The 22376-nt window shown below is 59.6% G+C and carries 17 protein-coding genes and 3 pseudogenes; 10 read left to right on the plus strand and 10 right to left on the minus strand.

The annotated features are described in order from the left end of the window. Positions 1–73 precede the first annotated feature (73 nt). The 6 genes and pseudogenes from AC0L4F_RS04020 (at position 74) to AC0L4F_RS04045 (ending at position 6101) form a co-directional block, all read left to right on the plus strand. Positions 74–667 carry a DNA-3-methyladenine glycosylase I gene (locus AC0L4F_RS04020; RefSeq protein ID WP_244685627.1) on the plus strand — a complete coding sequence of 198 codons (594 nt, stop codon included), beginning with the start codon at positions 74–76 and terminating at the stop codon, positions 665–667. Positions 668–904: 237 nt separating this feature from the next. Further along, entirely contained in the window at positions 905–1525 is a 621-nt protein-coding gene (rpsD, locus tag AC0L4F_RS04025) for a 30S ribosomal protein S4 (protein ID WP_244685630.1), read from the plus strand. Positions 1526–1614: 89 nt separating this feature from the next. Next, positions 1615–3037 (plus strand): annotated as a pseudogene (locus AC0L4F_RS04030) (homospermidine synthase). Between the two features lie 261 nt (positions 3038–3298). Then, a complete protein-coding gene (hisC, locus tag AC0L4F_RS04035; RefSeq protein WP_244685632.1) occupies positions 3299–4384 on the plus strand; it encodes a histidinol-phosphate transaminase in 1086 nt (361 codons plus the stop codon). Continuing rightward, positions 4381–5304, plus strand: a complete 924-nt coding sequence (locus AC0L4F_RS04040; protein ID WP_244685634.1) for a prephenate/arogenate dehydrogenase family protein — start codon at positions 4381–4383, stop codon at positions 5302–5304. Before hisC ends, AC0L4F_RS04040 begins: the two co-directional genes overlap by 4 nt. Before the next feature lie 29 nt (positions 5305–5333). Then, positions 5334–6101, plus strand: a complete 768-nt coding sequence (locus AC0L4F_RS04045; RefSeq protein ID WP_244685636.1) for an extensin-like domain-containing protein — start codon at positions 5334–5336, stop codon at positions 6099–6101. A gap of 4 nt (positions 6102–6105) precedes the next feature. Here the strand turns inward: AC0L4F_RS04045 and AC0L4F_RS04050 are convergent, their stop codons facing one another. The 4 genes from AC0L4F_RS04050 to AC0L4F_RS04065 all read right to left on the minus strand — a co-directional run bounded on the left by AC0L4F_RS04050 (position 6106) and on the right by AC0L4F_RS04065 (position 9866). Then, positions 6106–7179: a hypothetical protein gene (locus AC0L4F_RS04050; protein ID WP_244685638.1), complete on the minus strand. Its 1074-nt coding sequence runs from the start codon at positions 7177–7179 to the stop codon at positions 6106–6108. Between the two features lie 142 nt (positions 7180–7321). Continuing rightward, on the minus strand, positions 7322–8242 hold the full coding sequence (locus tag AC0L4F_RS04055) for a manganese-dependent inorganic pyrophosphatase (protein WP_244685640.1): 921 nt from the start codon (positions 8240–8242) through the stop codon (positions 7322–7324). Between the two features lie 245 nt (positions 8243–8487). Beyond that, positions 8488–9285 (minus strand): SseB family protein, encoded by a 798-nt coding sequence (locus AC0L4F_RS04060; protein ID WP_244685642.1) that lies wholly within the window; start codon positions 9283–9285, stop codon positions 8488–8490. Then, complete coding sequence (locus tag AC0L4F_RS04065; RefSeq protein ID WP_244685645.1) at positions 9282–9866, minus strand: uracil-DNA glycosylase family protein; 585 nt, start codon at positions 9864–9866, stop codon at positions 9282–9284. Before AC0L4F_RS04065 ends, AC0L4F_RS04060 begins: the two co-directional genes overlap by 4 nt. Before the next feature lie 227 nt (positions 9867–10093). On the opposite strand from AC0L4F_RS04065, the pseudogene AC0L4F_RS04070 reads away from it, so the two are divergent. The 3 genes and pseudogenes from AC0L4F_RS04070 to AC0L4F_RS04080 all read left to right on the plus strand — a co-directional run bounded on the left by AC0L4F_RS04070 (position 10094) and on the right by AC0L4F_RS04080 (position 14103). After that, a pseudogene (locus tag AC0L4F_RS04070) lies at positions 10094–11378 on the plus strand (Na+/H+ antiporter NhaA). A gap of 217 nt (positions 11379–11595) precedes the next feature. Continuing rightward, entirely contained in the window at positions 11596–12255 is a 660-nt protein-coding gene (locus tag AC0L4F_RS04075) for an ABC transporter ATP-binding protein (protein ID WP_244685647.1), read from the plus strand. Between the two features lie 132 nt (positions 12256–12387). Then, entirely contained in the window at positions 12388–14103 is a 1716-nt protein-coding gene (locus tag AC0L4F_RS04080; RefSeq protein WP_244685649.1) for a KpsE/RkpR family capsule polysaccharide export protein, read from the plus strand. Between the two features lie 104 nt (positions 14104–14207). On the opposite strand, the gene AC0L4F_RS04085 is transcribed toward AC0L4F_RS04080, so the two are convergent. The 6 genes and pseudogenes from AC0L4F_RS04085 to AC0L4F_RS04110 all read right to left on the minus strand — a co-directional run bounded on the left by AC0L4F_RS04085 (position 14208) and on the right by AC0L4F_RS04110 (position 20866). After that, a complete protein-coding gene (locus AC0L4F_RS04085) occupies positions 14208–15059 on the minus strand; it encodes an NAD(P)-dependent oxidoreductase (RefSeq protein WP_280520445.1) in 852 nt (283 codons plus the stop codon). A gap of 78 nt (positions 15060–15137) precedes the next feature. After that, the gene (gene rodA, locus AC0L4F_RS04090; protein ID WP_244685651.1) at positions 15138–16286 is read right to left on the minus strand and encodes a rod shape-determining protein RodA; all 1149 of its coding nucleotides are present in this window, start codon (positions 16284–16286) and stop codon (positions 15138–15140) included. Then, complete coding sequence (gene mrdA, locus AC0L4F_RS04095; RefSeq protein ID WP_244685654.1) at positions 16286–18226, minus strand: penicillin-binding protein 2; 1941 nt, start codon at positions 18224–18226, stop codon at positions 16286–16288. The genes rodA and mrdA overlap by 1 nt, the downstream gene beginning before the upstream one ends. After that, positions 18223–18762 carry a rod shape-determining protein MreD gene (locus tag AC0L4F_RS04100; protein WP_244685656.1) on the minus strand — a complete coding sequence of 180 codons (540 nt, stop codon included), beginning with the start codon at positions 18760–18762 and terminating at the stop codon, positions 18223–18225. Before AC0L4F_RS04100 ends, mrdA begins: the two co-directional genes overlap by 4 nt. Further along, positions 18755–19663, minus strand: coding sequence for a rod shape-determining protein MreC (gene mreC, locus AC0L4F_RS04105; RefSeq protein WP_244685658.1), 909 nt, complete (start codon positions 19661–19663; stop codon positions 18755–18757). The genes AC0L4F_RS04100 and mreC overlap by 8 nt, the downstream gene beginning before the upstream one ends. 157 nt (positions 19664–19820) lie before the next feature. Then, positions 19821–20866 (minus strand): annotated as a pseudogene (locus AC0L4F_RS04110) (rod shape-determining protein). 279 nt (positions 20867–21145) lie between these two features. Here AC0L4F_RS04110 and AC0L4F_RS04115 point away from each other — a divergent pair. Beyond that, positions 21146–22237 carry a hypothetical protein gene (locus AC0L4F_RS04115; RefSeq protein ID WP_244685661.1) on the plus strand — a complete coding sequence of 364 codons (1092 nt, stop codon included), beginning with the start codon at positions 21146–21148 and terminating at the stop codon, positions 22235–22237. Positions 22238–22376: the final 139 nt, after the last annotated feature.

Here is a 22376-nt window from a genome sequence, read left to right on the forward strand (position 1 = left end):
AAATGTGCGCGACAAGGTCTAAACATGTGTTTAAAATCTGGCGGAATTCGTGAAATAGAAAGGCGGGCTGACGATGGATGGCAAGCGCTGTGATTGGGTCGGGACCGCGCCGATATATCTGGACTATCACGACACCGAATGGGGCGTGCCGGAATGGGACGCGCGTGCACTGTGGGAAAAGTTGATCCTTGATGGATTTCAGGCCGGGTTAAGCTGGATCACCATCCTGAAAAAGCGCGACGCCTTTCGCGAGGCCTTTGCCGGGTTCGACCCAGAGGTGATTGCCAGTTGGGGAGAGGCGGATGTGACCCGATTGCTGGTCAATCCGGGGATTGTGCGTCACCGGGGCAAGATCGAAGCAACCATTGGCAATGCCCGTGCCTATTGTGAGTTGAACGAAGGATTTGACAGTTTCCTGTGGCGATATGTCGATGGTGCGCCGCTGCAAAATAGATATGTATCACAGGCCGATGTGCCACCTTCGACGCCGCTTTCGACCCGGGTGTCGCGGGATCTCAAAAAAGCCGGGTTCCGGTTCTGCGGCCCGACAATTGTGTACGCTTTTATGGAAGCCTGCGGTCTGGTGAATGATCACCTGGTGGATTGTCCGCGCCACGACGCATGTGCCACACTGGCATCGCGGCAGAATCCTGATCCTTCGTGTTGACAGCGCCCAAAGCCGGTCGTATATGCGCCACTTCGTTGGTGTTGGTGGCTCCCGCAAGGGAATGCCTGTCGAGGCCCGGGGCAAGACCCTTGGCTTAGAGGACAACGCCCTTTATCGCAGCGGCCTGACCAAGGCTGGCGCTCACAAGAACGGTCAACAGGCGCCCGCGCCAATGACCCGAAACGTGGGAACCGGTTTTCGGATAGGTTGTTGAGCCTAAAATAAGGGAGATCAGCCGTGACAAAACGCACGTCTGCCAAGTACAAAATTGACCGTCGTATGGGCGAAAACATCTGGGGCCGTCCGAAATCCCCGGTGAACCGCCGTGAATACGGCCCCGGCCAGCACGGTCAGCGCCGCAAGGGCAAGCTGTCGGACTTTGGTCTGCAGCTGCGTGCCAAGCAGAAGCTGAAAGGCTACTACGGCGACCTGACCGAAAAGCAATTCCGCCGCATCTACAAAGAAGCTGAGCGGGTCAAGGGCGACACCGGTGAGAACCTGATTGGTCTGCTGGAGCGCCGTTTGGACGCGGTCGTCTATCGCGCCAAATTCGTGGCGACCATCTTTGCCGCACGTCAGTTCGTGAACCACGGCCACGTGACCGTGAACGGCAAGCGCGTCAACATCCCCTCCTACCGTGTGAAAGAGGGTGACGTGATTGAGGTGCGTGACAAGTCCAAGCAGATGGCCGCGATCCTCGAAGCGACCCAATTGTCCGAGCGTGATGTGCCTGATTACATCGACGCCGATCACTCCAAACTGACCGCGACGTTCACCCGCACCCCCGGTCTTGGCGATGTGCCATATGCCGTGGTGATGGAACCGAACCTCGTCATCGAATATTACGCGCAGAACTAAGACTTTCTGCCCGACATGTTCCGAAAGGCCGCGCTGCTTGCGCGGCCTTTTGTGTTTTCCCCCCTCGACCCCATCAATCGGAGAGCCCAATGTCGCAAGATTATCCCATTTATGGCCGCATCGACGGCCCCATCGTGATGATCGGCTTTGGCTCGATCGGCAAAGGCACCTGGCCATTGATCGAACGGCATTTCGAATATGATGCGGATCAATTTGTGGTGGTGGAACCTGACAAGGCGCAGCACAATTTCTTGCGCCAGCACAAGCTGAATTATATCGACACCGCGCTGACCCCGGAAAACTACCGCGAGGTGCTGAGCGGGTTGTTTCCCGAAGGCCGCGGTTTCTGTGTCAACCTCAGCGTCGATACCTCGTCTCTGGATATCATGAAATTCTGTCGTGAAATCGGGGTGTTGTACATCGATACCGTGGTGGAACCATGGGCCGGGTTCTATTTCGACACCGAAAATAACGCCGACCGCACCAATTACGCCCTGCGTCAGAAGGTGCGCGATGAAAAGGCCGCCAATCCCGGTGGCACAACGGCGGTGTCCTGCTGTGGGGCCAACCCCGGCATGGTCAGCTGGTTCGTGAAAGAGGCGCTGTTGACGCTGGCCAAGGATACAGGCCGCGAAGTTGAAACACCGCAGGACCGCGACAGTTGGGCCCGTTTGATGCAATCGCTTGGCGTCAAAGGCGTGCATATCGCCGAACGCGACACCCAGGCACGGCGCACGCCCCGCCCGCGCAACGTCTTCGTCAACACCTGGTCGGTCGAAGGCTTCATTTCCGAAGGGTTTCAACCCGCCGAACTTGGCTGGGGCACGCATGAAACCTGGTTCCCCGAGAACGCACACCGCCAGGACAAAGGCTGTAAATCCGCGATCTGGCTGGAACGCCCGGGCGCCATCACCCGCGTGCACACATGGTGCCCAACGCCGGGACCACAATTCGGCTTTCTCGTGACCCATAACGAAGCGGTGTCGATCAGCGACTACTACACAGTGGGCGCGGGACATGACCCGGAATACCGTCCAACCTGTCACTATGCCTATCACCCCAGTGATGACGCGGTGCTGTCGCTGCACGAGATGTTCGGCGCTGGCAAGCAGCAGCAAGTGCACCATATCCTGACCGAAGACGAGATCGTCGAAGGCATCGACGAACTCGGCGTGCTGCTTTACGGCCACGAGAAAAATGCGCTTTGGTTTGGATCGCGTCTGTCGAACGAAGAAACCCGCGATCTGGCGCCCTATCAGAACGCCACGGGCCTCCAGGTGACATCCGCGGTGCTCGCGGGAATGGTCTGGGCCTTGGAAAACCCCGATGCCGGTATCGTCGAGACGGATGAAGTTGGACCATGCCCGGTGCCTGGAGGTGCAGCGGCCCTACCTTGGCCCGGTTGAGGCACATTACACGGATTGGACGCCGCTACAGGATCGCTGGGAACATTTCCCCGAAGATATTGACGAAAGCGACCCCTGGCAGTTTCGCAACGTCCTGGCCACATAGGCCCATCTGTTGCGCAGATGTCGCCGCGCCTTCGCGCGCCGACAAAACGGGGGCCAGCCCCCGTCGCCTGTGGCGACTCCCCGGGATATTTTCAAACAGAAGAAGGGCATGGGCGCGTTTCGGGCTTCTTCTGTTCAAAAATATCCCGGGGGTGAGGCTGAAAGCCGAGGGGGCTGGCCCCCTTGTCTGTTTTGCGGCATCAAACCGGCCCTTCCCCCGCCGGGCGGGGCGCATTAAGACGTTCCGGCAAAGGAGCCGCAAATGACGTTATTCACACCACAGCCCGGTATCATGGAAATTGCGCTTTATGAGGGCGGCAAGTCGCGTATTGCCGGGCGGGATGACGTTTTGAAACTGTCGTCGAATGAAAACCCGCTGGGCGTGCCGCCTTCGGCGCAGGCGGCGATTGTGGCGGCTGCGGCGGCGGTTCATGTGTATCCTTCGACCGATCACGCGGAGCTGCGCGAGGCGATTGGGGCAGTGCATGGGCTGGACGCGGAACGTATCCTTTGCGGGGTTGGGTCGGACGAGGTTCTTCAGTTTGTGACCCAGGCGTTTTCCGGCCCCGGCGATGAAATCATTTTTACCGAACACGGGTTTTCGATGTATCCGGTTCTGACCCATATGGCGGGGGCGACGCCCGTTTGTGTTGCCGAAGCGGACAGGGTGGTGGATGTCGACAATATCCTGAACGCTGTTACGGATCGCACGCGCATCGTGTTGTTGACCAATCCGGGAAATCCGACCGGCACGATGTTGAGTGATGAGGAGCTGTTGCGGCTGGCCGATGGTCTTCCGGCACATGTGATCCTGGTGATTGATGCGGCTTACGCCGAATATGCCGGGGGGTATGACGGTGGCGCTGCACTGGCCCGTGAACGACCCAACATATTGATGACCCGTACCTTTTCAAAGATTTATGGCCTCGGCGGTCTGCGCATTGGCTGGGGCTATGGCCCGCGTGCGATCATCGACGTGCTTCGGCGGCTGCGACAGCCGTTCAATCTGTCTGATCTGCAAATGGCGGCTGCGACCGCTGCGGTGCGCGATCAGAAATGGGTCGAGGATTGTGCGGCGTTGAACCGGGATCAACGGGGGCGTTTGTCCGGGGCGTTGCGTCAATTGGGCATCGCTTGTGATGACAGCCAGACAAATTTTGTGCTGGCGCGTTTCGCGGATGAGGACGCGGCGGCGGCGGCGGATGCTGCGCTTCAGGCCGAGGGCATTTTGGTCCGGCGCGTCGCAGGTTACGGGTTTCCAGAAGGGTTGCGCATCACCGTCGGGGACGAGGGGCAAACCGGGCGGGTGATCGATGCATTGCGCCAGTGGCGGGAGGCTGGGCAATGACGCAGATCTATCAGAAGGTCGCGCTGATCGGGTTGGGGCTGATTGCCGGGTCGATGGCGCATGCGATGCGCCGTGGCAATGTGGCGGGCGAAATCAGCGGATTTGCGCGCTCTGAGGCCACCCGCGGCACCGCTCGGCGGATTGGGCTTTGCGATATCATCTGTGACAGCGCGGAAGACACGGTTGTGGATGCTGACCTTGTTGTGCTGGCGGTGCCGGTGGGGGCAATGGGCCCGGTGATGCAAAAGATCGCACCACATCTGAAGCCCGGTGCCACGGTGATTGATGTCGGTTCCGTCAAAGGTGCGGTGGTCGATGTCGTGGCTCCACATATCCCGCAGGGCGTGCATTTTGTGCCCACCCACCCGATGGCGGGCACCGAACATTCAGGCCCAGAGGCCGGATTTGCGACGTTGTATGACAATCGTTGGGTGTTGATCGTGCCGCCCGAAGGCGCGGACCCGGCGGCGGTGGAAAAGGTCGAAGACTACTGGCAGGCGCTGGGGGCGCATTGCGAACGGATGGAAGTCGAGCACCACGATCTGGTTTGTGCGGTCGTCAGCCATATTCCGCACTTGATTGCCTATACCATGGTGGGTGTGGCGGATGACCTTAGCCGGGTCTCTGAAAAAGAGGTGATCAAATTTTCGGCTGCCGGTTTTCGTGACTTTACCCGGATTGCGGCCTCTGACCCGACCATGTGGCGTGATGTTTTCCTGACCAACAAACAAGCCACGCTTGAAATGCTGGGCCGGTTCACAGAAGAGCTTTTTGCCCTGCAGCGCGCAATTCGCACTGGGGATGGCGAAGAATTATTTGACTATTTCACCCGCACCAGGGCCATTCGCCGTGGTATCATCGAAGCCGGGCAAGACACGGATGCGCCAGATTTCGGGCGTGCGAAACAACACGAGGACTAAGGTCGTATGGGGTTGATTTGGGTCTGGTGATGCGGAAAATGTCGGCTGTGCTGGCCCTGTTCTTTGCGGTGGCGGCCGCTGCTGAGGTGCCTGACACCAGCCTCGCGTCGCGTGGTGATCCGATGCCGACAAACGGCCCCTCTGCGGGCCAAGACAGTTTTCTGGCGCTTTCCTCCAAGTCGCCGCAGCGGACCTTGCGACCGAAAATACGCCCTGAATTCCAACCGGATGCCTTGTTGCATGATGCGATGGCCGGTCAGCGCGATCGCCGCCGTGGCATGCTCTGTGGATTGCCCGGGGTCGAGGGCGAAGAGATCGGCCATTTGCCCGGCCAGATTGTCGGATGTGGCGCACAGAATGCTGTGCGGGTGCGGGCGGTATCGGGGGTGACGCTCAGCCAGGGCGCCGTTCTGACCTGCGGTACGGTTGCAGCATTGCAAAACTGGGTTGATGGCGGGCTGCGCAAGGCGGTGGGCCGCATGGGGGGCGGCGTTGCCGGGTTGCGTGTCGCGGCGCATTATTCCTGCCGCACCCGCAACAACCAACCCGGCGCCCCGATCAGCGAACATGGCAAGGCCAAGGCAATTGATATTTCCGAAGTGCGGCTGGTCAACGGTGACACGCTGAACGTGCTGCGCGACTATGGCAAAGGCAAAAAGGGCCGGGTGCTGGCAAAGGCACGCCGTGCCGCCTGTGGCCCGTTCGGCACGGTTCTGGGGCCGGGATCCGATGGGTTTCATCGGGATCATTTCCATTTTGACAGCGCCCGCTGGGGCACAGGGCCGGTGTGCCGCTAAGCGGCTATTTGCGGCCAAACAGGCGCTGTAACCGCGCTCTTGGGGATTGATCCTGCTGCGCCGTCCGTTGCATTTCCGCCAACATGGCCGCGCGCCGATCGCCATCGACGCATGTGATGTCTTCGATGTCACGCAGGCTGTTGAAACGTGCCTCGGCGTCGGATTTTGATATGCCGCCGGTGTCACCGCGAAAATCCACGCCAAAGGTCTCGGCCAGCCAATCGAGGTCGTTGGCACGTGCGCAAGCCATTTCCGCCAGGCCGGGTTTCAACTGCGGCTTGCAATAGCCGGCAACAGCGGCATCCGCAGCCATCACCAATCTTTTGAAACGCTGCGGGCGCGCATCATACCAGCGATGTGGCGCATGGACCTCCTTGCGGAAATATCCTTGCAACAGCGAAACCGCTTCGGCGCTCAGGGTTTCATTGTCGTGTTCCGCCTGGGCGGTAATGTGATCTGCTGCTACCTCGGGGACAAAACGGGTGCAGAAGTCCATCACCACATCGCCGCCAATCAATGTCTTGCGGTCAAAGGCCAGGACGCGCATTTCCCCCAGTCCGGAGTTTAGAAAAGGCTCTAATGCGTCGCGATACCGACTGGCCGAGATCGGGCGAAAGTTGGGCCGTTTTTTCAGGTCCTGCTGAACCACAGACATCAAATAAGATGCCGGTGACCGCAAATAGGCGACGATTTCGATCCTGTCGGAAATCTGGCGCAGCGTTTGCGTCACATGTGCGATGTCCTCGGGCGACCAGGCGCGAAATTCGATTTCGCTGCTGATGATCACCCTCTGGACCGTGCCCCCGGCCAGGGCGGTTGTGACCCTGTGCCAACTGGACTTTGCCGCCGCCCAAGCGGCCTCTGGGCTGCGGGCAAGTGTCTGCATCTGCACCGGATCATCCGGCAATCGCCCGCTGAGCATCGGCATCAGGATCTGGTGATTGGCGTGTTTGCCTGGATCGGGAAACAGGACCCCCGCCGCCTGCAAGTCCGCGTCACAGCGCAACAAGGCGCGCTGTATCGCGGTTGAACCGGTCTTGTCCTGGCCAAGATGGAATATCACGTGCGGTCGGGTCATGCGTATGTCTAGGCGTCTAATGCGCGGTTGGCCAGAGGCGCCTTGCCCCTTGCGGGCCGCGTCGCGAACAGGTTGCCAAAGGCATGAAAAACCCCGGAGCAATCTCTCGCACCGGGGCAATTTCGTCAGATATGTGGATCACTCAGAGTTTCAGGTTCGGAATGATCTGTTTCTTGCGGCTCACCACGCCGGGCAGGACAAGCAGGTCGCTTGTTGCCTCTGCGCCAAAGCTTTTCGATGCCACTGTTTTCACCAGATCATTTGGCACCAGCAGGGTCGATTCTTCGTTCAGGATGTCGACCACAAACAAAAGCACCTGATCGACGCCATCTTCTTTCGCCACATCGGTCATCGATGCCATCAGGCTGTCCTTGCGGTCCAGAACGGTCTTGGGCGATGTGGTTTCAAGAACGGAGACACGGAATTTGGTGCCTTCAACGGCATATTCCTTGGAATCCATCCGCAGCAACTCAGCATCGGAAAAAGACGAAACATCCGATTTCGCAGCAAACATTTCGGCGGCATATTCAGGAATGTCGATGCCCAGATCGGCGGCCAGCTTTTCCGCCACGGCCTTGTCGTGATCGGTGGTGGTCGGCGACCGGAATTCCAGCGTGTCGGACAGGATACAGGACAGCATCGCGCCGCGGATCGCCTCTGGCGCTTTGGCAATGTCGTCGCCGATCAGATCGTACATGATGGTGGCGGTGCAGGCCAGCGGGCGGATGGTGATGTCGATCGGGCCCTTGGTTTCCAGGCCACCAACCAGCTTGTGATGGTCGATGATCGCCTGAATGTCGGCGTCATTGATCGACGCAGGCAATTCTGCCGGGTTGTTGGTGTCGACAATCACCACCGGGGTGTCTGCTGCCACGTCGGAAATGATTTCCGGCTTGGCAAGGTTCCAGCGCTCCAAAACGAAGGCCGCCTCGGTGTTCGGCTCGCCCAGCAATTTTGCTTCGGCCGGGGTGCCTTTGATCTCGGTTAGATACCAGGCCCACGTCAGTGGCGCGCCGGTGGAATCGGTGTCGGGGGATTTGTGGCCAAAAACCTGAATGGTCATGTCTGTTATCCTTGGGGGGCTTGAATTTCCCGCGCCTTATAGGCGTCAATGCCTGCGATGTCACGTCGACTGAACCAGCTGCGACGATGACGCCATTTTGGCATTGTTTCGCGCGGTTCCATCGACTTCTCTCTGGGTCTTTCATCTGACCAGAAATATCCCGGGGGTCTGGGGGCTGGCCCCCAGCCTGTCGGCGCGCCCCGGCGCGACGATGCCATCGACCACAGCCCGTCAATCCGAACCAATTACCGCAGGATCGGAGGGCTGTCGGGGTCACTTCCTGGTGCCGGGCGTTGGGGTGGTTCGACGGGTTGCGGCAAATCAAACCGAAGCCCATGACGGGCCAGCGCCGCTGCCAACGGGTCAGAGGCGGCAAAAAATGCCACGTCCAGCGCCCCGGCTTCGATCCCGGAAAAGGTCAGCGCCTCGTTCACTGCGCTGGCCAACGCGGGTTCTGCGCCGGGCATGGCGTCGATGAAACCCAGCAAATGGCTCTGCGTACCACCCTCGTATTTGACAGCAGCCAGATAGGCAAAACGCGCCAATCCCATGGCCGTCGCCAATTTGGCATCCAGCGCCCCCAACAGGACCTCCGGCAAACCCACAGGCGGCAAGATTTCTTCCGGCCGGGCCTCGGCCTCGGTTGGTCCTCCGGCCAGGGTCTGGGCCAGCCAATCCACGGCCTCTGGCGGGATCAGAATAGACGATGGCGCAACCTCGGGGTTGACTGCCAAACCGATGCCCTGACCGGTCAACATGGCGGTGATGGCCCGGCCCGACAACGCAACATAGGGCGAGATCCGCCCGGTGAACTGCGCCAGCCGGTCCTCGCGGTCAAAGACCAGAACAAACCGCGCATCCGCAACGTCGAAAATCTCTGGTTCCACCTGATCGCCATCGGCCTCGGACGTCAGCAACAGGAACATTTCGCTGTCGGCCAGACGTTCGTAAAACCTCAGCCGGGCGGTTTCGTCGTCGGGGGCGGCATCCATCGCCGCATGGGCCAGATCCAGACCCGTTTTCGGCGCTTCGGCTTCGCTCATCTCAGAACCTCCTGCACCCGGGCCCGCAACGCTGGCAACAGCGCGGCGTCGAACCAGGGATGTTTCTTCAGCCAACCGGTATTGCGCCAGGACGGATAAGGCAAGGCAAAGACCTGCGGGGCGTTGTCGCGCCAGCGCGCCACAGTTTCGGTGACCGGTGCCTTGGTCTTCAAATGCCACTTCTGGGCATAGCCGCCGACCAGCAATGTCAGCGGGAATTCCGGCAGATCCGCCAACAATCGCGCGCGCCAGCTGCGGGCACAGATCGGTGGCGGCGGTAAATCCGCGCCTTTGTCGGTATAGCCCGGAAAACAGAACGCCATTGGCAGGATCGCAACCTTGCTTGTGTCATAGAAATCCTCCTGCCCCAGCCCCATCCAATCCCGCAGCCGGTCGCCGGACGGATCGGTAAAGGGCAGGCCGCTTTCATGCACCCGCGCGCCGGGGGCCTGACCCGCAATCAGAATGCGTGCCTGTGGCCCATATTGGAACACCGGGCGCGGCTGGTGCGCCGTGGCGGTGGCGGCGAATTTATCGGCACACAGCCGACAGGCAGAGATTTCGGTCAACACATCGCTCATTTTGCCAATTTGCCGGGCCGGCCCGCCAGCGGCAAGGGATGTCATGATGGCGTGCGGCGGTTTTTCCTGGAAATCCATATGCAGGCCGACATCGGGTTGATGAACAAAATATCTTGGCGCCCGGTTCAGAGCGCAATTTTGCAGCGCTTGGTGCACCTTTCGTTGCGGGCGATGGGTATTTGCGATAGTTCAGCCCACAATCACAAGGGATAGGGGCCGGGAGAGATATGTATCGCGTCTGGAATTTTCTGACCAATTATTCGCTGCTTTTGATCATGGGGGCGGTGACCGCGCTGATCTGGGCCAACCTCGACAGGTTCGCGCCTGTTGCGGGGGATGCGCATTATTGGGCGAACACGTACCATAATTTTGTTGAATTCGTGATCTGGGATCATGCGCCGATCGGGCATTTGCATGATGGGCATCGCACGCTGACATTGCATTATCTGGTCAATGACCTGTTGATGGCCTTCTTCTTTGCCATCGCGGCCAAGGAAGTCTGGGAAGCGGTGATTTCTGAAAAACGGCTCGCTGCGCGGCAAAAAAGCGGCCACACCATTGTTCGCCACTGCGGGCGGCATGTTTGGTCCGATTGCGGTCTATCTTGGCCTTGCAGCGGTGCTGGGGTCGGAAACCTATTCTGCGGTCGCCAATGGTTGGGCCATTCCCACCGCCACCGACATCGCCTTTAGCTATCTGGTGGGGCGCATGGTGTTTGGTGCCGGGCATCCGGCGGTGCGGTTCCTGTTGCTGTTGGCCATTGCCGATGATGCGGCGGGGCTGATCATTCTGGCGATCTTCTACCCCTCTGGTGAGCTGGCCCCTGAATGGCTGCTCTTGTCGCTTGTGGCGGCGGTTGGGGTGTTTGTGCTGGCCAACTGGCTGCCACGCCAATTGGATCGGGGCAATCAGGACCGCCCGGTGTCGACCAAGATGCGCAGGATCTTTTCCTTCTGGCCTTATCTGCTGGCCGGTTGCTTCAGCTGGTATGGCTTCATGATGTCGGGTCTGCACCCGGCGCTGGGGCTCTTGCCCATCGTGCCAACCATTCCCCATGCGGATCGGGCCTTTGGCATCTTCTCTGAAGCGGAACAATATCTGACCGATTTGTTGAACATGATCGAACATGCTTTGAAACATCCGGTCGAGATCATCCTGTTCTTCTTTGGATTGTTGAATGCCGGGGTTGAGTTTTCGTCGATGGGTCCGGCCACCTGGTTGGTTCTTGCCGGGCTGTTGATTGGCAAACCCATCGGGATCTTCTTGTTCGGCTGGTTTGCGGCCAAACCGCTCAAACTGGGTATCCCGGAGGGAATGCGCATTATTGATCTGGTGGTGATTGGCTTTGTCGCAGCCATCGGGTTTACCGTGTCGTTGTTTGTCGCTTCGGTGGCCTTTGATGCGGGCCCGGTTCAGGATGCTGCCAAAATGGGCGCATTGTTCAGTTTCGCGGCGGCAGTGGTGTCAATTGTCGCGGGCAAACTGTTGCGGGTGCAAAAGCAAGACATCTGAATTTGAATTAAAAGTTAATAAAAAGCCGGCGCAAAAGCGTCGGCTTTTTATTTGGGTATTTAAATTTATTCAATAAAATCCGCTGTCAAAAGCCGGGTATCGCGGATGTGATGGAATTTATTGCAATTTCCCGTCATAATATGACCAAATTTGCTGCATAACACAGGGTTAACCAACCTCGGCTACAAGAGGTGAACAGACCCCGAGGCCAGAACACATGCTGGAATTCGATCAAGTAAGTAAGTCCTTCTGGACAGGCAAACAGCGCAAGGTGATCCTTGATCGTGCGTCGTTTCGCGTCGAGCTTGGCGAATCGCTGGGGATCCTGGCCCCCAATGGCACCGGCAAAACGACCCTGATCAAGATGATGGCAGGTCTGGAAAAACCCGATGAAGGTGAAATCAGACGCACATGCCGGGTGTCGTTCCCGTTGGGGTTCATGGGCGGGGTTGTCGGCAAGCATTCGGCGCATGAAAATGCGCGTTATATCGCCCGGCTTTATGGTCTCGACCCTGATTATGTGGAAGCTTATTGTCGTTGGCTTTGTGGATTGGGGGAATATTTCGATCAGCCGTTGGGCACCTATTCGTCCGGTATGAAGGCGCGGTTTACTTTTTCGCTGATGTTGGCGTTGGATTTTGACATGTATTTGATTGACGAAGGCATGCCCAATTCCACCGACGCCGATTTCAACAAGAAGGCCGCGACGATCCTCGCAGAGCGGCTGCGTACCACGACCATCATTATCGTATCGCACCAACCGCAGGTGCTGGAAAAATTCGCTCGTAAGGCCGGTGTTCTGTTGAATGGCCAGTTGCATATGTTTGAAACCTTGGAGGAAGCGAAACAGCTCTATGACTATGAAACCCAAGGCTAAGAAATTAAAGTCCGCCGTGATCGCACCAGTCAACTGGACAATGCCGTTGGCCCCGAGGGCGGTGATGGCACAGCAGATACCGGCACAGCGGATACTGGCGCGGTTGATGCAACGGGCGGCAAAGAAGATTTGTTGAATCAAATCCGGTCCTTGCGTGGTGAAGGCCCGGATGCTGACGCAGAAGATCAGGCGAAATCCGCCCCGACAAAAGAACCGGGCACCAGCCCGCGTGTGGTGCGCCAGATTCGCAATGGCGCCACCATTGCCCGTATCGCCAGCGGACGGACCGGCGCATCGGCCCAGGATCAGACCACGGCGCCGGATGCCGCGGGCAAACCTGATGCCGCCGGCAAGAAAGCCGCCCCAAATCCTGCCGCGACTGCGCGTGATGGTGAGGTGTCTTCCGCCGCACAGGTGGCCGGAGAAACCGATATGGAGGCGATCCGCAAAGAAGGTTTGACCGGACGCCAGCTGCGCATGGCGCGGCGTATGGCGCAGAAACATAACCTTGCCGTCACCTCGGATTTCGACGCGGTGCGCCAGCTGCGCACACGTGGCATAGATCCGTTCCAGCGCACCAACATGTTGGAATTGGTTGTCCCGGAAACGGACGCCGCCGATGGCCCCAAGGTGCAATTGCCCCAAACGGTGCCGGGCGGGACCAAGAACCTGCCATCGACCGAAACCGCCAGCCCGATGGACCGCCGGATGCGGGAAATCAGCGAAATTCAGCGGGATATTGCCAAACGTCGGCGGCGCAAATCCTTTTTGCTTCTGACGCGGCTGGCCTTCTTTGTCGGGCTGCCGACCCTGCTGTGCGGTTGGTATTACTATAATGTCGCGACGCCGATGTATGCCACCAAGTCGGAATTCCTGATTATTGCCAATGATGGCGGCGGCGGCGGTGTCGGTGGCCTGCTGTCAGGGACGCAATTCGCCACCAATCAGGATGCGATTGCGGTGCAAAGCTATCTGCAATCCAAGGACGCGATGTTGCGGTTGGACCGCGACGTCGGCTTTCGCAGCCATTTCACCCAGGATTGGATCGACCCGATCCAGCGGCTGGACAAGGATCCGTCCAACGAAGAGGCATACAAGCTTTACAAAAAGAACATCGAAATCGGGTATGATCCGACCGAGGGCGTGATCCGCATGGAAATCGCCGCCGCCGATCCGGCGGTCAGCGCGCAATATTCCAGCGCCCTGATCGACTATGCCGAGGAACGGGTCGACAGTCTGTCGCAGCGCAAGCGTGAAGATCAGTTGAAAGGCGCCAAAGAGGCGCTGGACGAGGCCGAGGTCGCGCGCCGCGAGGCCCAGTTGCGCATGGTGGAATTGCAACAGGTGTCCAAGGTTCTCGATCCTGAGGGGCGCATTGCCTCCTTGCGGCAACAGATTACCAATTTGGAAGTGCAGCTTCAGGAACGCGAATTGCAGTTGCAGGCGCTGCTCGACAATGCCCGGCCCAACCGGGCCAAGGTTGAGGGCGCGCGCGGCGACATCCGCCGCATGAACGGTGCCTTGCAGGCGCTGCAATCCGAAATGACCTCTGCCGCAGAGGGTGAAAATTCCCTGGCGCAGTTGACGGCGGAAATACAGATGGCGCAGGCCGATCTGGCGACCCGTGATCTGATGCTGCAAGAGGCGCTCGCCTCGCTCAGCCAGACCCGGCGCGAGGCAAATTCGCAGGTGCGGTATCTGCAAACCGCTGTCGAACCGGTGCCCCCCCAAGACCCGAGTTATCCGCGCAAGTTTGAAAACACCATTCTGGCCTTCCTGATCTTTGGCGGAATTTACTTGCTGGTGTCGCTGACCGCGTCGATCCTGCGCGAACAGGTTTCGAGTTGATCGCAAATCGCGGCTGACCCGAGGTTTTGATGAATTGATGTATGAGGCGATCTTGGAAAAGGTCGCCTCTCTTCATGTCAGGGTAGGGTCAATGGGGCCTGGCCCTAGTAGCCGGCGCTGCGATCGACCAGATGCAAAAGCGGCGCGCCCGCTTCGCTGCGGCGGATGTTTTCGGCAATCACCTCTGCCCCCAAATGCGGGCGGGTGTGCGACGCCACATGCGGCGTGACCGTCACACCCGGATGGCCCCAGAAGGGGTGATCCTGCGGCAGGGGTTCGCGGCGAAACACATCCAAAGTGGCGTGGGCGACCTGACCTTCGTCCAGCGCGGTGATCAGCGCAGCGTCGTCGATCAACGGTCCACGCCCCGGATTAAGCACAAAGGCCCCGCGCGCCAGCAGCGCCAATGTATCGCGGTTCAGGGTATTCTCGGTGGCGCGGGTGCCGGGCAGCAGCAGGATGACAAATTCGGCATCGCGCAGCGCCTCGGCCAATCCGGTGTCACCGCTGTAACAGGATATGCCCGGCATCTGCTTTGGGCGGCGGCTCCACCCCGATACATTGAACCCGATCCGGGCCAGTGCCTGCGCCACCGCAGATCCCAGCGCGCCAAGCCCAAGGACAGTCACCCGGCGTTCCGCAGCCAAGGGCGGTGGTCGCAAGGTCCAGTCATTGTCAGGATTCACGATATGGCGGTCCATCCCCAGATGATGGCGCAGCACATGGCCGGTGACCCATTCGACCATGCCTTCAGTCAGACCACCGCCAACCATACGGGCCAGCGGCATCGTCAGGGTGGGGTTGGCGACAATCGCCTCAACCCCGGCCCAAAGGCTGAGAACGGCGCGGGCGCGGGTAAAAGGCGTGAAATCCTGCAACCCGGAATCGGGTGCATAGACGATGTAATCCGCCCTCTCTGGCGCCACATCCGGCGCAATGACATGTGCCAACCCCATTCGGTCCAGCGTCGCGCCAAGCGGCGGTGCCCATTCGTCCTGTGGTGCACTTGGGCCAGGCGGAATAGAGAATATGGATCATATCGCCCCCCGTGGCCGGTGCACATGTGCCGATTGCACCAGACCGAACCCGATCATCAGGATGAGCATCGCCGATCCGCCATAGCTGACCAATGGCAGCGGCACGCCGACAACCGGCGCCAGCCCCATGACCATCGACATATTGACAGCAAAGAACAAAAAGAACGTGGTCGCGATCCCAAGCGTCAGAAGCGAGGCAAACCTGTCACGATTTTGCAGCGCTGAGGCGACGCAAAAGGCGATGATCAACGCATAAAGCGTCAGAAGGGAAAACGCGCCGATAAAGCCGAATTCCTCTGCCAGGGTGGTGAAGATGAAATCGGTGTGTTTTTCCGGCAGGAAGTTCAGACGCGACTGTGTGCCCTGCATAAAGCCGCGCCCGGTCCAGCCCCCGGAGCCGAGGGCGATTTTTGATTGTGTGATGTGATATCCGGCGCCCAACGGATCGGATGCGGGATCAAGAAAGGTGTCGATCCGGCGAAATTGATAATCCTTCAGCAATTGCCAGCTGGTGCCGCGGCTCTGAAAAACTGCGGTGACCAAACCACCGGCCGCCGCCAACACCGCCGCGAAATAGGCCCAATGCACGCCCGCCATGAACATCACCAATCCGCCGCCAGTCATCAAAAGAATCGCGGTGCCCAGATCCGGTTGGCGCAACACCAGGAAGGTCGGAAACAGGACGAACAGCACCGGAAGAAAGACCCAGAACGGCCGTGACGTCTTTTTTATCGGCAACCAGTCGTAATAGGCGGCCAAGAGCATCACCAAGGTGATTTTCATCAATTCAGACGGTTGCAAGCGCATGAACCCGAGATCGATCCAACGTTGCGCCCCCATGCCGACGGCACCAAACAATTCCACCGCGATCAGCAGGGCAACCGACACGCCATAGCCCACCACAGCCATATTGCGCCAGAACCAGATCGGCACCAATGCCACAATCAACATCAGCGCAAAGCCAAGCGCAAAGCGTTTGATCTGTGGCTCGGCCCAGGGCGAAAACGACCCCCCCGCTACCGAATACAACATCAGAAATCCGATGGCCGCGACCGAGGCCAGCAGGATCGCCAAGGGCCAGTTCAGATACAGGACCTTGCGCGGCCCGGACGGCACATGTTTGACGTTGTATTCAAGATAGGACATCAGGCTTCTTCTTGCCCCGATGCGCCATTCAACGGACGTTCACGGGCCAAACGTTCCTGCAATGCCTTGATCTTGCTTCTGTCTTTCTTGGGATAGGCGTCCAATGGCGGGTCTTCGCCATAGAGCGCCTGCAATGTCACATCCCGGGCAATGGGCGATGCCGCGCTGGAGCCGCCGCCGTGTTCGACCACGGTCGCCACCGCAATGCGTGGCGCATCGAATGGCGCGAAATTGACAAACAGCCCGTGATCGCGCCGCTCCCACGGCAGATCCTCGTTGCGGGTCACACCACGGGCGCGTTCAGCGGCGGTAATATTGCGCACCTGACTGGTGCCCGTCTTGCCCGCCATGCGCATGTCTTCGGCCTGAATGCGTGCGCTATAGGCGGTGCCGCGTCGGTTGTTCGACACGGAAAACATCGCCCGGCGCACCTGACGCAGGTGGTTTTCGTTCAGCCCCAACAACTCGCCCGCGCGCGAGGGTTGTTCGACACCGTCGATCCGTTTGATCAACCGCGGTGAAACAGCATGGCCCGTGGCGATACGTGCGGTCATGACCGCCAGTTGCAGCGGCGAGGTCAGTACAAACCCCTGACCAATGGCGGCATTGGCAGAATCGCCGACAACCCATTCCGCACCGCGATTGGCCTGTTTCCAGGCCTTGTCCGGCACCAGGCCGCTGGTGATGGCCGACATCGGAATGTCATGCGCCTCACCCAGACCCAGACGCCGGGCCATGGCGGCGACCCGTTCGATCCCGACCTTGAGCGCAAGGTCATAGTAATAAACATCACAGCTTTCGCGCAGGCTCTGCTCCAGGTTCACATGGCCGTGGCCCGCACCTTTCCAGCAATGGAACCGGCGGCCCGACACCTCAAGATACCCGGGGCACCAGACGGTATCGTCGGGTGTCATGACACCGGCATCCAGCGCGGCCAGTGCGGTGACCATTTTAAAGGTCGAACCGGGCGGATAGGCATCCTGCACGGTTTTCGAGGCCAGTGGGCGGTGATTGTTGTCGCGCAACAGGCTGTAATCGGCGACGGAAATGCCGCGCACGAATTTATTCGGATCATAAGAGGGCGACGAAGCCGTGGCCAGAATGTCACCGGTCTGGACATCCATGACCACCACGCTGGCGCTTTCCTGCCCCAGACGCGCCTGAATGTAGTTTTGCAGCTGGCTGTCGACGGTCAGCTGAACGGTGGCGCCGCCAATGCCTTCGCGACGGTCCAATTCCCGCATCACCCGACCAACGGCGTTGACCTCGACCCGTTTGGCCCCGGCGGTGCCGCGCAGGGTTTCCTCAAGCTTGGTTTCCACCCCGACCTTGCCGATCTGAAACCGGGGGATGCGCAGAAGCGGCGGCGGGTCTTCGTAACGTGAAAGATCGCGTTCGCTGACCGGTCCGACATAGCCGACCACATGCGCCAGATCATGCCCCTGCGGGTAAGAGCGTGACAGGCCGACCTCTGGCGTGACGCCGGGCAGGGTGGGGGCGTTCACCGCCACCCGTGAAATATCTTCCCAGCTGACCCGATCCGCCACCGTGACCGGCAAAAACGGCGCAGAGCGTTTCATTTCGGTCCGGGCGCGTTCGATTTCTTCGGGGTTGAGGGTGACCAGCTTTCCCAGTTGCGCCAGCACGGCATCAACATCACCGGCATCTTCGCGCACCATCGTGATGCGATACGCGGGTTCATTGGCGGCCACGGCCACACCGTTGCGATCAAAGATTTCGCCGCGCGCCGGGGGGATCAACCGGATGTTGATGCGGTTTTCTTCGGCGAGAAAGCGGAATTGATCGGCCTGATCGACCTGCATGTGGCGCATGCGCCAGCCCAGAAGACCGACGAAACCGGCCTGCAATCCGCCGACAATCAATCCCCGGCGGCTTATCTTGCGAAAGCTTTCCAGCGTATCCTTGGGTGGGCGTCTCATGTCATCCTCCCGGCGGCAAGTTCAGCATTGGTGCGTGCGCGCACGCCAAGGCACAATTGCGACGCCAAGGCCACAAACGGATAGATGGCCATGGTGAACACCGCTTGCAAGAGTGTCATGCCCAGCGGTGGGCGCGGCAAGACAAATACCGTCAGCGCCGTGCGATAGGCCAGCATCACCGCAAGGATGGTCAGGGCAATCAACAGCAGTTCCGCCAGAAAACCGGCATCCCGCAGACCCGGCCCACGTTTGCGCATCGCCCCACAGGCAAGCACCACAATCGCCGCCATCAGACCCGGTGGCCGTTGAAAGAAGAAATCGGCCAGCAGGATCGTTGCCGCAACCGAAAGCGCCGGCACATATTCCGGGCGGCGCAAAGACCAGGCAAGGCTGAGCGCCAAAAGCACATCCGGGGCTGGCCAGCGGGCCGGGCCGGTTTCCAGCGGCAACAGCCGCAGGAACACCGCGACAAAGGCCAGCGCCAAAAAGGTCGCCCGCATCAGCCAAAGCCGGGGCGCGGCATTGGTGTCAGCCATCGCCAGCCTCCTCAGCCCCTTTCAGGATTTCCTCGGCATGGGCGGGATCGACCACCAGATCGCCGGCGGTCTCCACGCCCGGCGTGCCGTGATCGCGCAGCACGCGCAGGAATTCCAAACGCTCGATGTCCGCCGAAAGCCGCACCCGCAGCCGCCCGCCGGGGTCTTTGGCCACCTGACCGACAACCAATCCGGGGGGCAATACCCCGGCATCGCCCGAGGTGATGACCCGGTCGCCAGGGCGGACCTGATCTGAATCTTCCAGAAAGTCGATTGGCGGCGCCATGGAATTGTCGCCGACCACCAGCGCCCGCTGGCCCGAAGGCTGGATCAGCACCGGCACCTTGGACGAGGTATCGGTCACCATGATCACCCGCGCTGTGCGTTCGCCAACCCCCGAAATCCGGCCCACCAGACCAAGACCATCCATCGCGGCCCAGCCATCGCGAATGCCATCACGGTTGCCGACATTCAACAGCATCGACTGTCGGAACGGGGACCCGCTGTCCGCCAGCACAACGCCGGTGACATAGGTCAATTGCGGATCAAGCCGCACATTGTTCAGGTCCAGCAGGCGGGCGTTTTCCTGTTCCAGTTGCAGCGCGGCCTCTTTCCAGCTTTTCATCTGCTGCAATTCGCGGCGCAATTCCTGATTCTGTTCATAAAGCGATTGATAAGACCGGAAATCGCGAAACAGATTGATCGAGGCGGTGACCGGCGCCATTGCCCATGAAAACCCCGGCATCACCCGGTCGATCACCTGGGCGCGAAACCGTTCGACGCGCGGGCTGTCGATGCGCCACAGGATAAAGAGCCCGATCAGGCACAACAGGATGACAAACGTCAGCAACCGCCGAAGCGGGCCTGAGAAATCTTCCTGATGTGTACGGTCTTTCGCCACGTCCGGTCTCCGGCAAATGCCATATCGTCATATCACGGGTTTGCCTGCGCAATCCAGCGGCGTGGCGATCACGAAATAGCGTCGCGCCGTGGCGAGGCTGATTTGGCAAGCAGGGTAGGCGCAGGGGGCGGGCAGGCCCCCGGGTGCTTGCTGCGACTTAGCTGTCGTAGTCGATGGCGTGGCGCAGCTGCTTTTCGTATTCCAGCGCCTTGCCGGTGCCAAGCGCCACACAATTCAGACATTCGTCCGAGATTGACACCGCCAGCCCGGTCTGTTCGCGCAGCGCAAGATCGAGATCCCCAAGAAGCGCGCCACCACCGGTCAGCATCACACCGCGATCAACGATGTCGGCGGCCAGATCCGGCGGGGTGGTTTCCAATGCGGTCATCACCGCCTCGCAGATGGCCTGAACCGGTTCGGCCAGCGCCTCGGCGATTTGGGCTTGGGTGACTTCAGTCTCTTTCGGCACCCCATTCAAAAGATCACGCCCCGGACCAGCATGGTCGCGCCGCGGCCGTCATCGGGCATGCGGGCGGTGCCGATCGAGGTCTTGATGCGTTCTGCCGTGCTTTCGCCGACCAGAATATTCTGTTGGCGACGCAGATAGTTGATGATCGCCTTATCCATCCGGTCACCGCCGACACGGACCGAGCGGGCATAAACGATATCGCCCAGCGACAGCACCGCGACCTCGGTCGTCCCGCCGCCGATGTCGACAACCATGTTGCCGGTGGGGTCTGTAATTGGCATGCCGGCGCCAATGGCGGCAGCAATGGGTTCGGCAATCAATCCGGCCTTGCGGGCACCCGCCGACAGCACCGATTGGCGAATCGCGCGCTTTTCCACCGGGGTCGCGCCATGGGGGACGCAGACGATGATTTTCGGTTTGGAAAAGGTCGACCGCTTGTGCACCTTGCGGATGAAATGTTTGATCATCTCTTCGGCGGTGTCGAAATCGGCGATCACCCCTTCGCGCATCGGGCGGATGGCCTCGATACTGCCCGGGGTCCGGCCCAACATCAATTTGGCGTCTTCGCCCACGGCCAGCACGCGTTTCACCCCGTCCTTGACGTGATAGGCAACAACAGAGGGTTCCGACAGGACCACACCTTTGCCTTTGACATAAACCAATGTGTTGGCAGTGCCGAGGTCGATGGCCATATCAGCCGAGAACAAACCTGTCAGGTCGGACAATGAGAACATTTCGGGGGATACCCTTGCCTTTGGTGCTGCGATTTCTGTGCCACGAAAACGGGGCCGCGACTCTGCACCCGAGCCCGGCCACGGGTTCTTATAAGGACGTGGGGCAATGTGCGAAAGAGCTATCCCCGAGGAAATCAGCGCGATTCCGCCGCAGGGCGCGCCATGGCGCATGAGGCGCCGAAAGTTTTCGAAATTTTGTCGGCATTGCGCACCGTCATGACCGCAATTGCGCCAGATTTTCCCAAGATACAGGGCGGAAAGATGTAATCGGAGTGGTTTATGCGGTATTTGGCGACGGGTGCGGTTATTTTGGCGCTGGTGCTGCTGCTTTTTGCGGCAGATTTCTATGATCAGGTCACCAACAAGGACAGCGTGTCGGATTTTGACACCTATGTCGTCGATCTTCAGGAACGTACGAGCTGGCTGACGAATATGAGCGGCGGATCGGTGAACGGGCAGTCAAACCTGCCGCGCGCCTATCTGCCCGATGCGCCCGAAGGGTGGAGCAGACGCGCCTGGGTCACAGAGGATCGCAAGATCATGCCGGGTCTTGCCGGTGCCGAAGAGGAATTGCTGGGCTATTCCCAATTCTACGGGACCAATGCCATCGGGTTGCATACCAACGGCCTGGAGGAAACCCTGGTCAAACAGCGCGGCACAACCACCTGGCTCTATGAAAACGGCGCCAAGCTGGTCGAAATCACCGCGTTGAAACCCGCGTCATTCGAGGGCCTGGAAATCCAGCAGGCGAGCATGGAGATGGCCGGAAACAATATGCGGGCGCTTGAGACCGAAGCGCCGTTTGTCGTGGTGCAGGGGATTGTCTGGGCTAAAATACTGGCGAGCTCTACCCAAACCGGATTGGAGGTCGATTGGCATCTGTCGGCCAAAGTTGGTGAAATTCAGATATATTTGCGTGCTTTGGGTGCGAATGAAACAGATATTCGACAATTCCTTGGTGCGATTGACTATGACGGTATGAACGGATTGCTGGACACGCCACTTGTGGCGGTCGGCAGCAGCGCACCGCCATTGTCCAAGGCCGAAGAAGTGACCTTTGCCAAGGCGGTTTTGGCAAAGAGGCACCAAGCCGAGAAAATTAACCGCGCGCAATCTGATCTGGATCTGGAGGCTGCGGCCTGGGAAACGCTGGATACCCTGAAGGAGCTGAGCGGTGCCAACGTCAGCGGGTTGGAGGAAACCAGAAAGGCGTGGGATGAAAAGCGCGCCGAGCTGGAGGGGCAATTGGCCGCCGCGCAGAAGTCGGGCGCGGAAACCGAGGTCAAGGTCAATCGGTTCGGTGCCAAGCAACGCCCGGCCCAAAAGGGCAGTTGCGGCGGAACGTCGTTTTGCAGTGTCGACAAGGAATAGTTCGGAGCGGGCATAGCGACTGGTTGCGTTATCCCGCCGCCTGACCCGGCGATGAAATCGTCAAAGCATCGGGTTTCCCGTCGCGATTGCGGGGCCGGTAAATGGGAAATGTCGCTTTTCTTCCTTCACTGGTCGGGTC

This window comes from Marinovum sp. J2-8 (assembly GCF_055808435.1).

What these genes read in the sequence shown, in the direction of transcription:
- AC0L4F_RS04100 (WP_244685656.1), bottom strand. Translation starts at nt 18,762, where the DNA reads ATGGCTGACACCAATGCCGCGCCCCGGCTTTGGCTGATGCGGGCGACC.
- AC0L4F_RS04065 (WP_244685645.1), bottom strand. Translation starts at nt 9,866, where the DNA reads ATGAGCGATGTGTTGACCGAAATCTCTGCCTGTCGGCTGTGTGCCGAT.
- AC0L4F_RS04050 (WP_244685638.1), bottom strand. Translation starts at nt 7,179, where the DNA reads ATGACCCGACCGCACGTGATATTCCATCTTGGCCAGGACAAGACCGGT.
- AC0L4F_RS04020 (WP_244685627.1), top strand. Translation starts at nt 74, where the DNA reads ATGGATGGCAAGCGCTGTGATTGGGTCGGGACCGCGCCGATATATCTG.
- rodA (WP_244685651.1), bottom strand. Translation starts at nt 16,286, where the DNA reads ATGTCCTATCTTGAATACAACGTCAAACATGTGCCGTCCGGGCCGCGC.
- AC0L4F_RS04045 (WP_244685636.1), top strand. Translation starts at nt 5,334, where the DNA reads ATGCGGAAAATGTCGGCTGTGCTGGCCCTGTTCTTTGCGGTGGCGGCC.
- AC0L4F_RS04085 (WP_280520445.1), bottom strand. Translation starts at nt 15,059, where the DNA reads ATGGGGTTGGCACATGTCATTGCGCCGGATGTGGCGCCAGAGAGGGCG.
- AC0L4F_RS04040 (WP_244685634.1), top strand. Translation starts at nt 4,381, where the DNA reads ATGACGCAGATCTATCAGAAGGTCGCGCTGATCGGGTTGGGGCTGATT.
- AC0L4F_RS04075 (WP_244685647.1), top strand. Translation starts at nt 11,596, where the DNA reads ATGCTGGAATTCGATCAAGTAAGTAAGTCCTTCTGGACAGGCAAACAG.
- AC0L4F_RS04115 (WP_244685661.1), top strand. Translation starts at nt 21,146, where the DNA reads ATGCGGTATTTGGCGACGGGTGCGGTTATTTTGGCGCTGGTGCTGCTG.
- AC0L4F_RS04060 (WP_244685642.1), bottom strand. Translation starts at nt 9,285, where the DNA reads ATGAGCGAAGCCGAAGCGCCGAAAACGGGTCTGGATCTGGCCCATGCG.
- AC0L4F_RS04055 (WP_244685640.1), bottom strand. Translation starts at nt 8,242, where the DNA reads ATGACCATTCAGGTTTTTGGCCACAAATCCCCCGACACCGATTCCACC.
- mrdA (WP_244685654.1), bottom strand. Translation starts at nt 18,226, where the DNA reads ATGAGACGCCCACCCAAGGATACGCTGGAAAGCTTTCGCAAGATAAGC.
- hisC (WP_244685632.1), top strand. Translation starts at nt 3,299, where the DNA reads ATGACGTTATTCACACCACAGCCCGGTATCATGGAAATTGCGCTTTAT.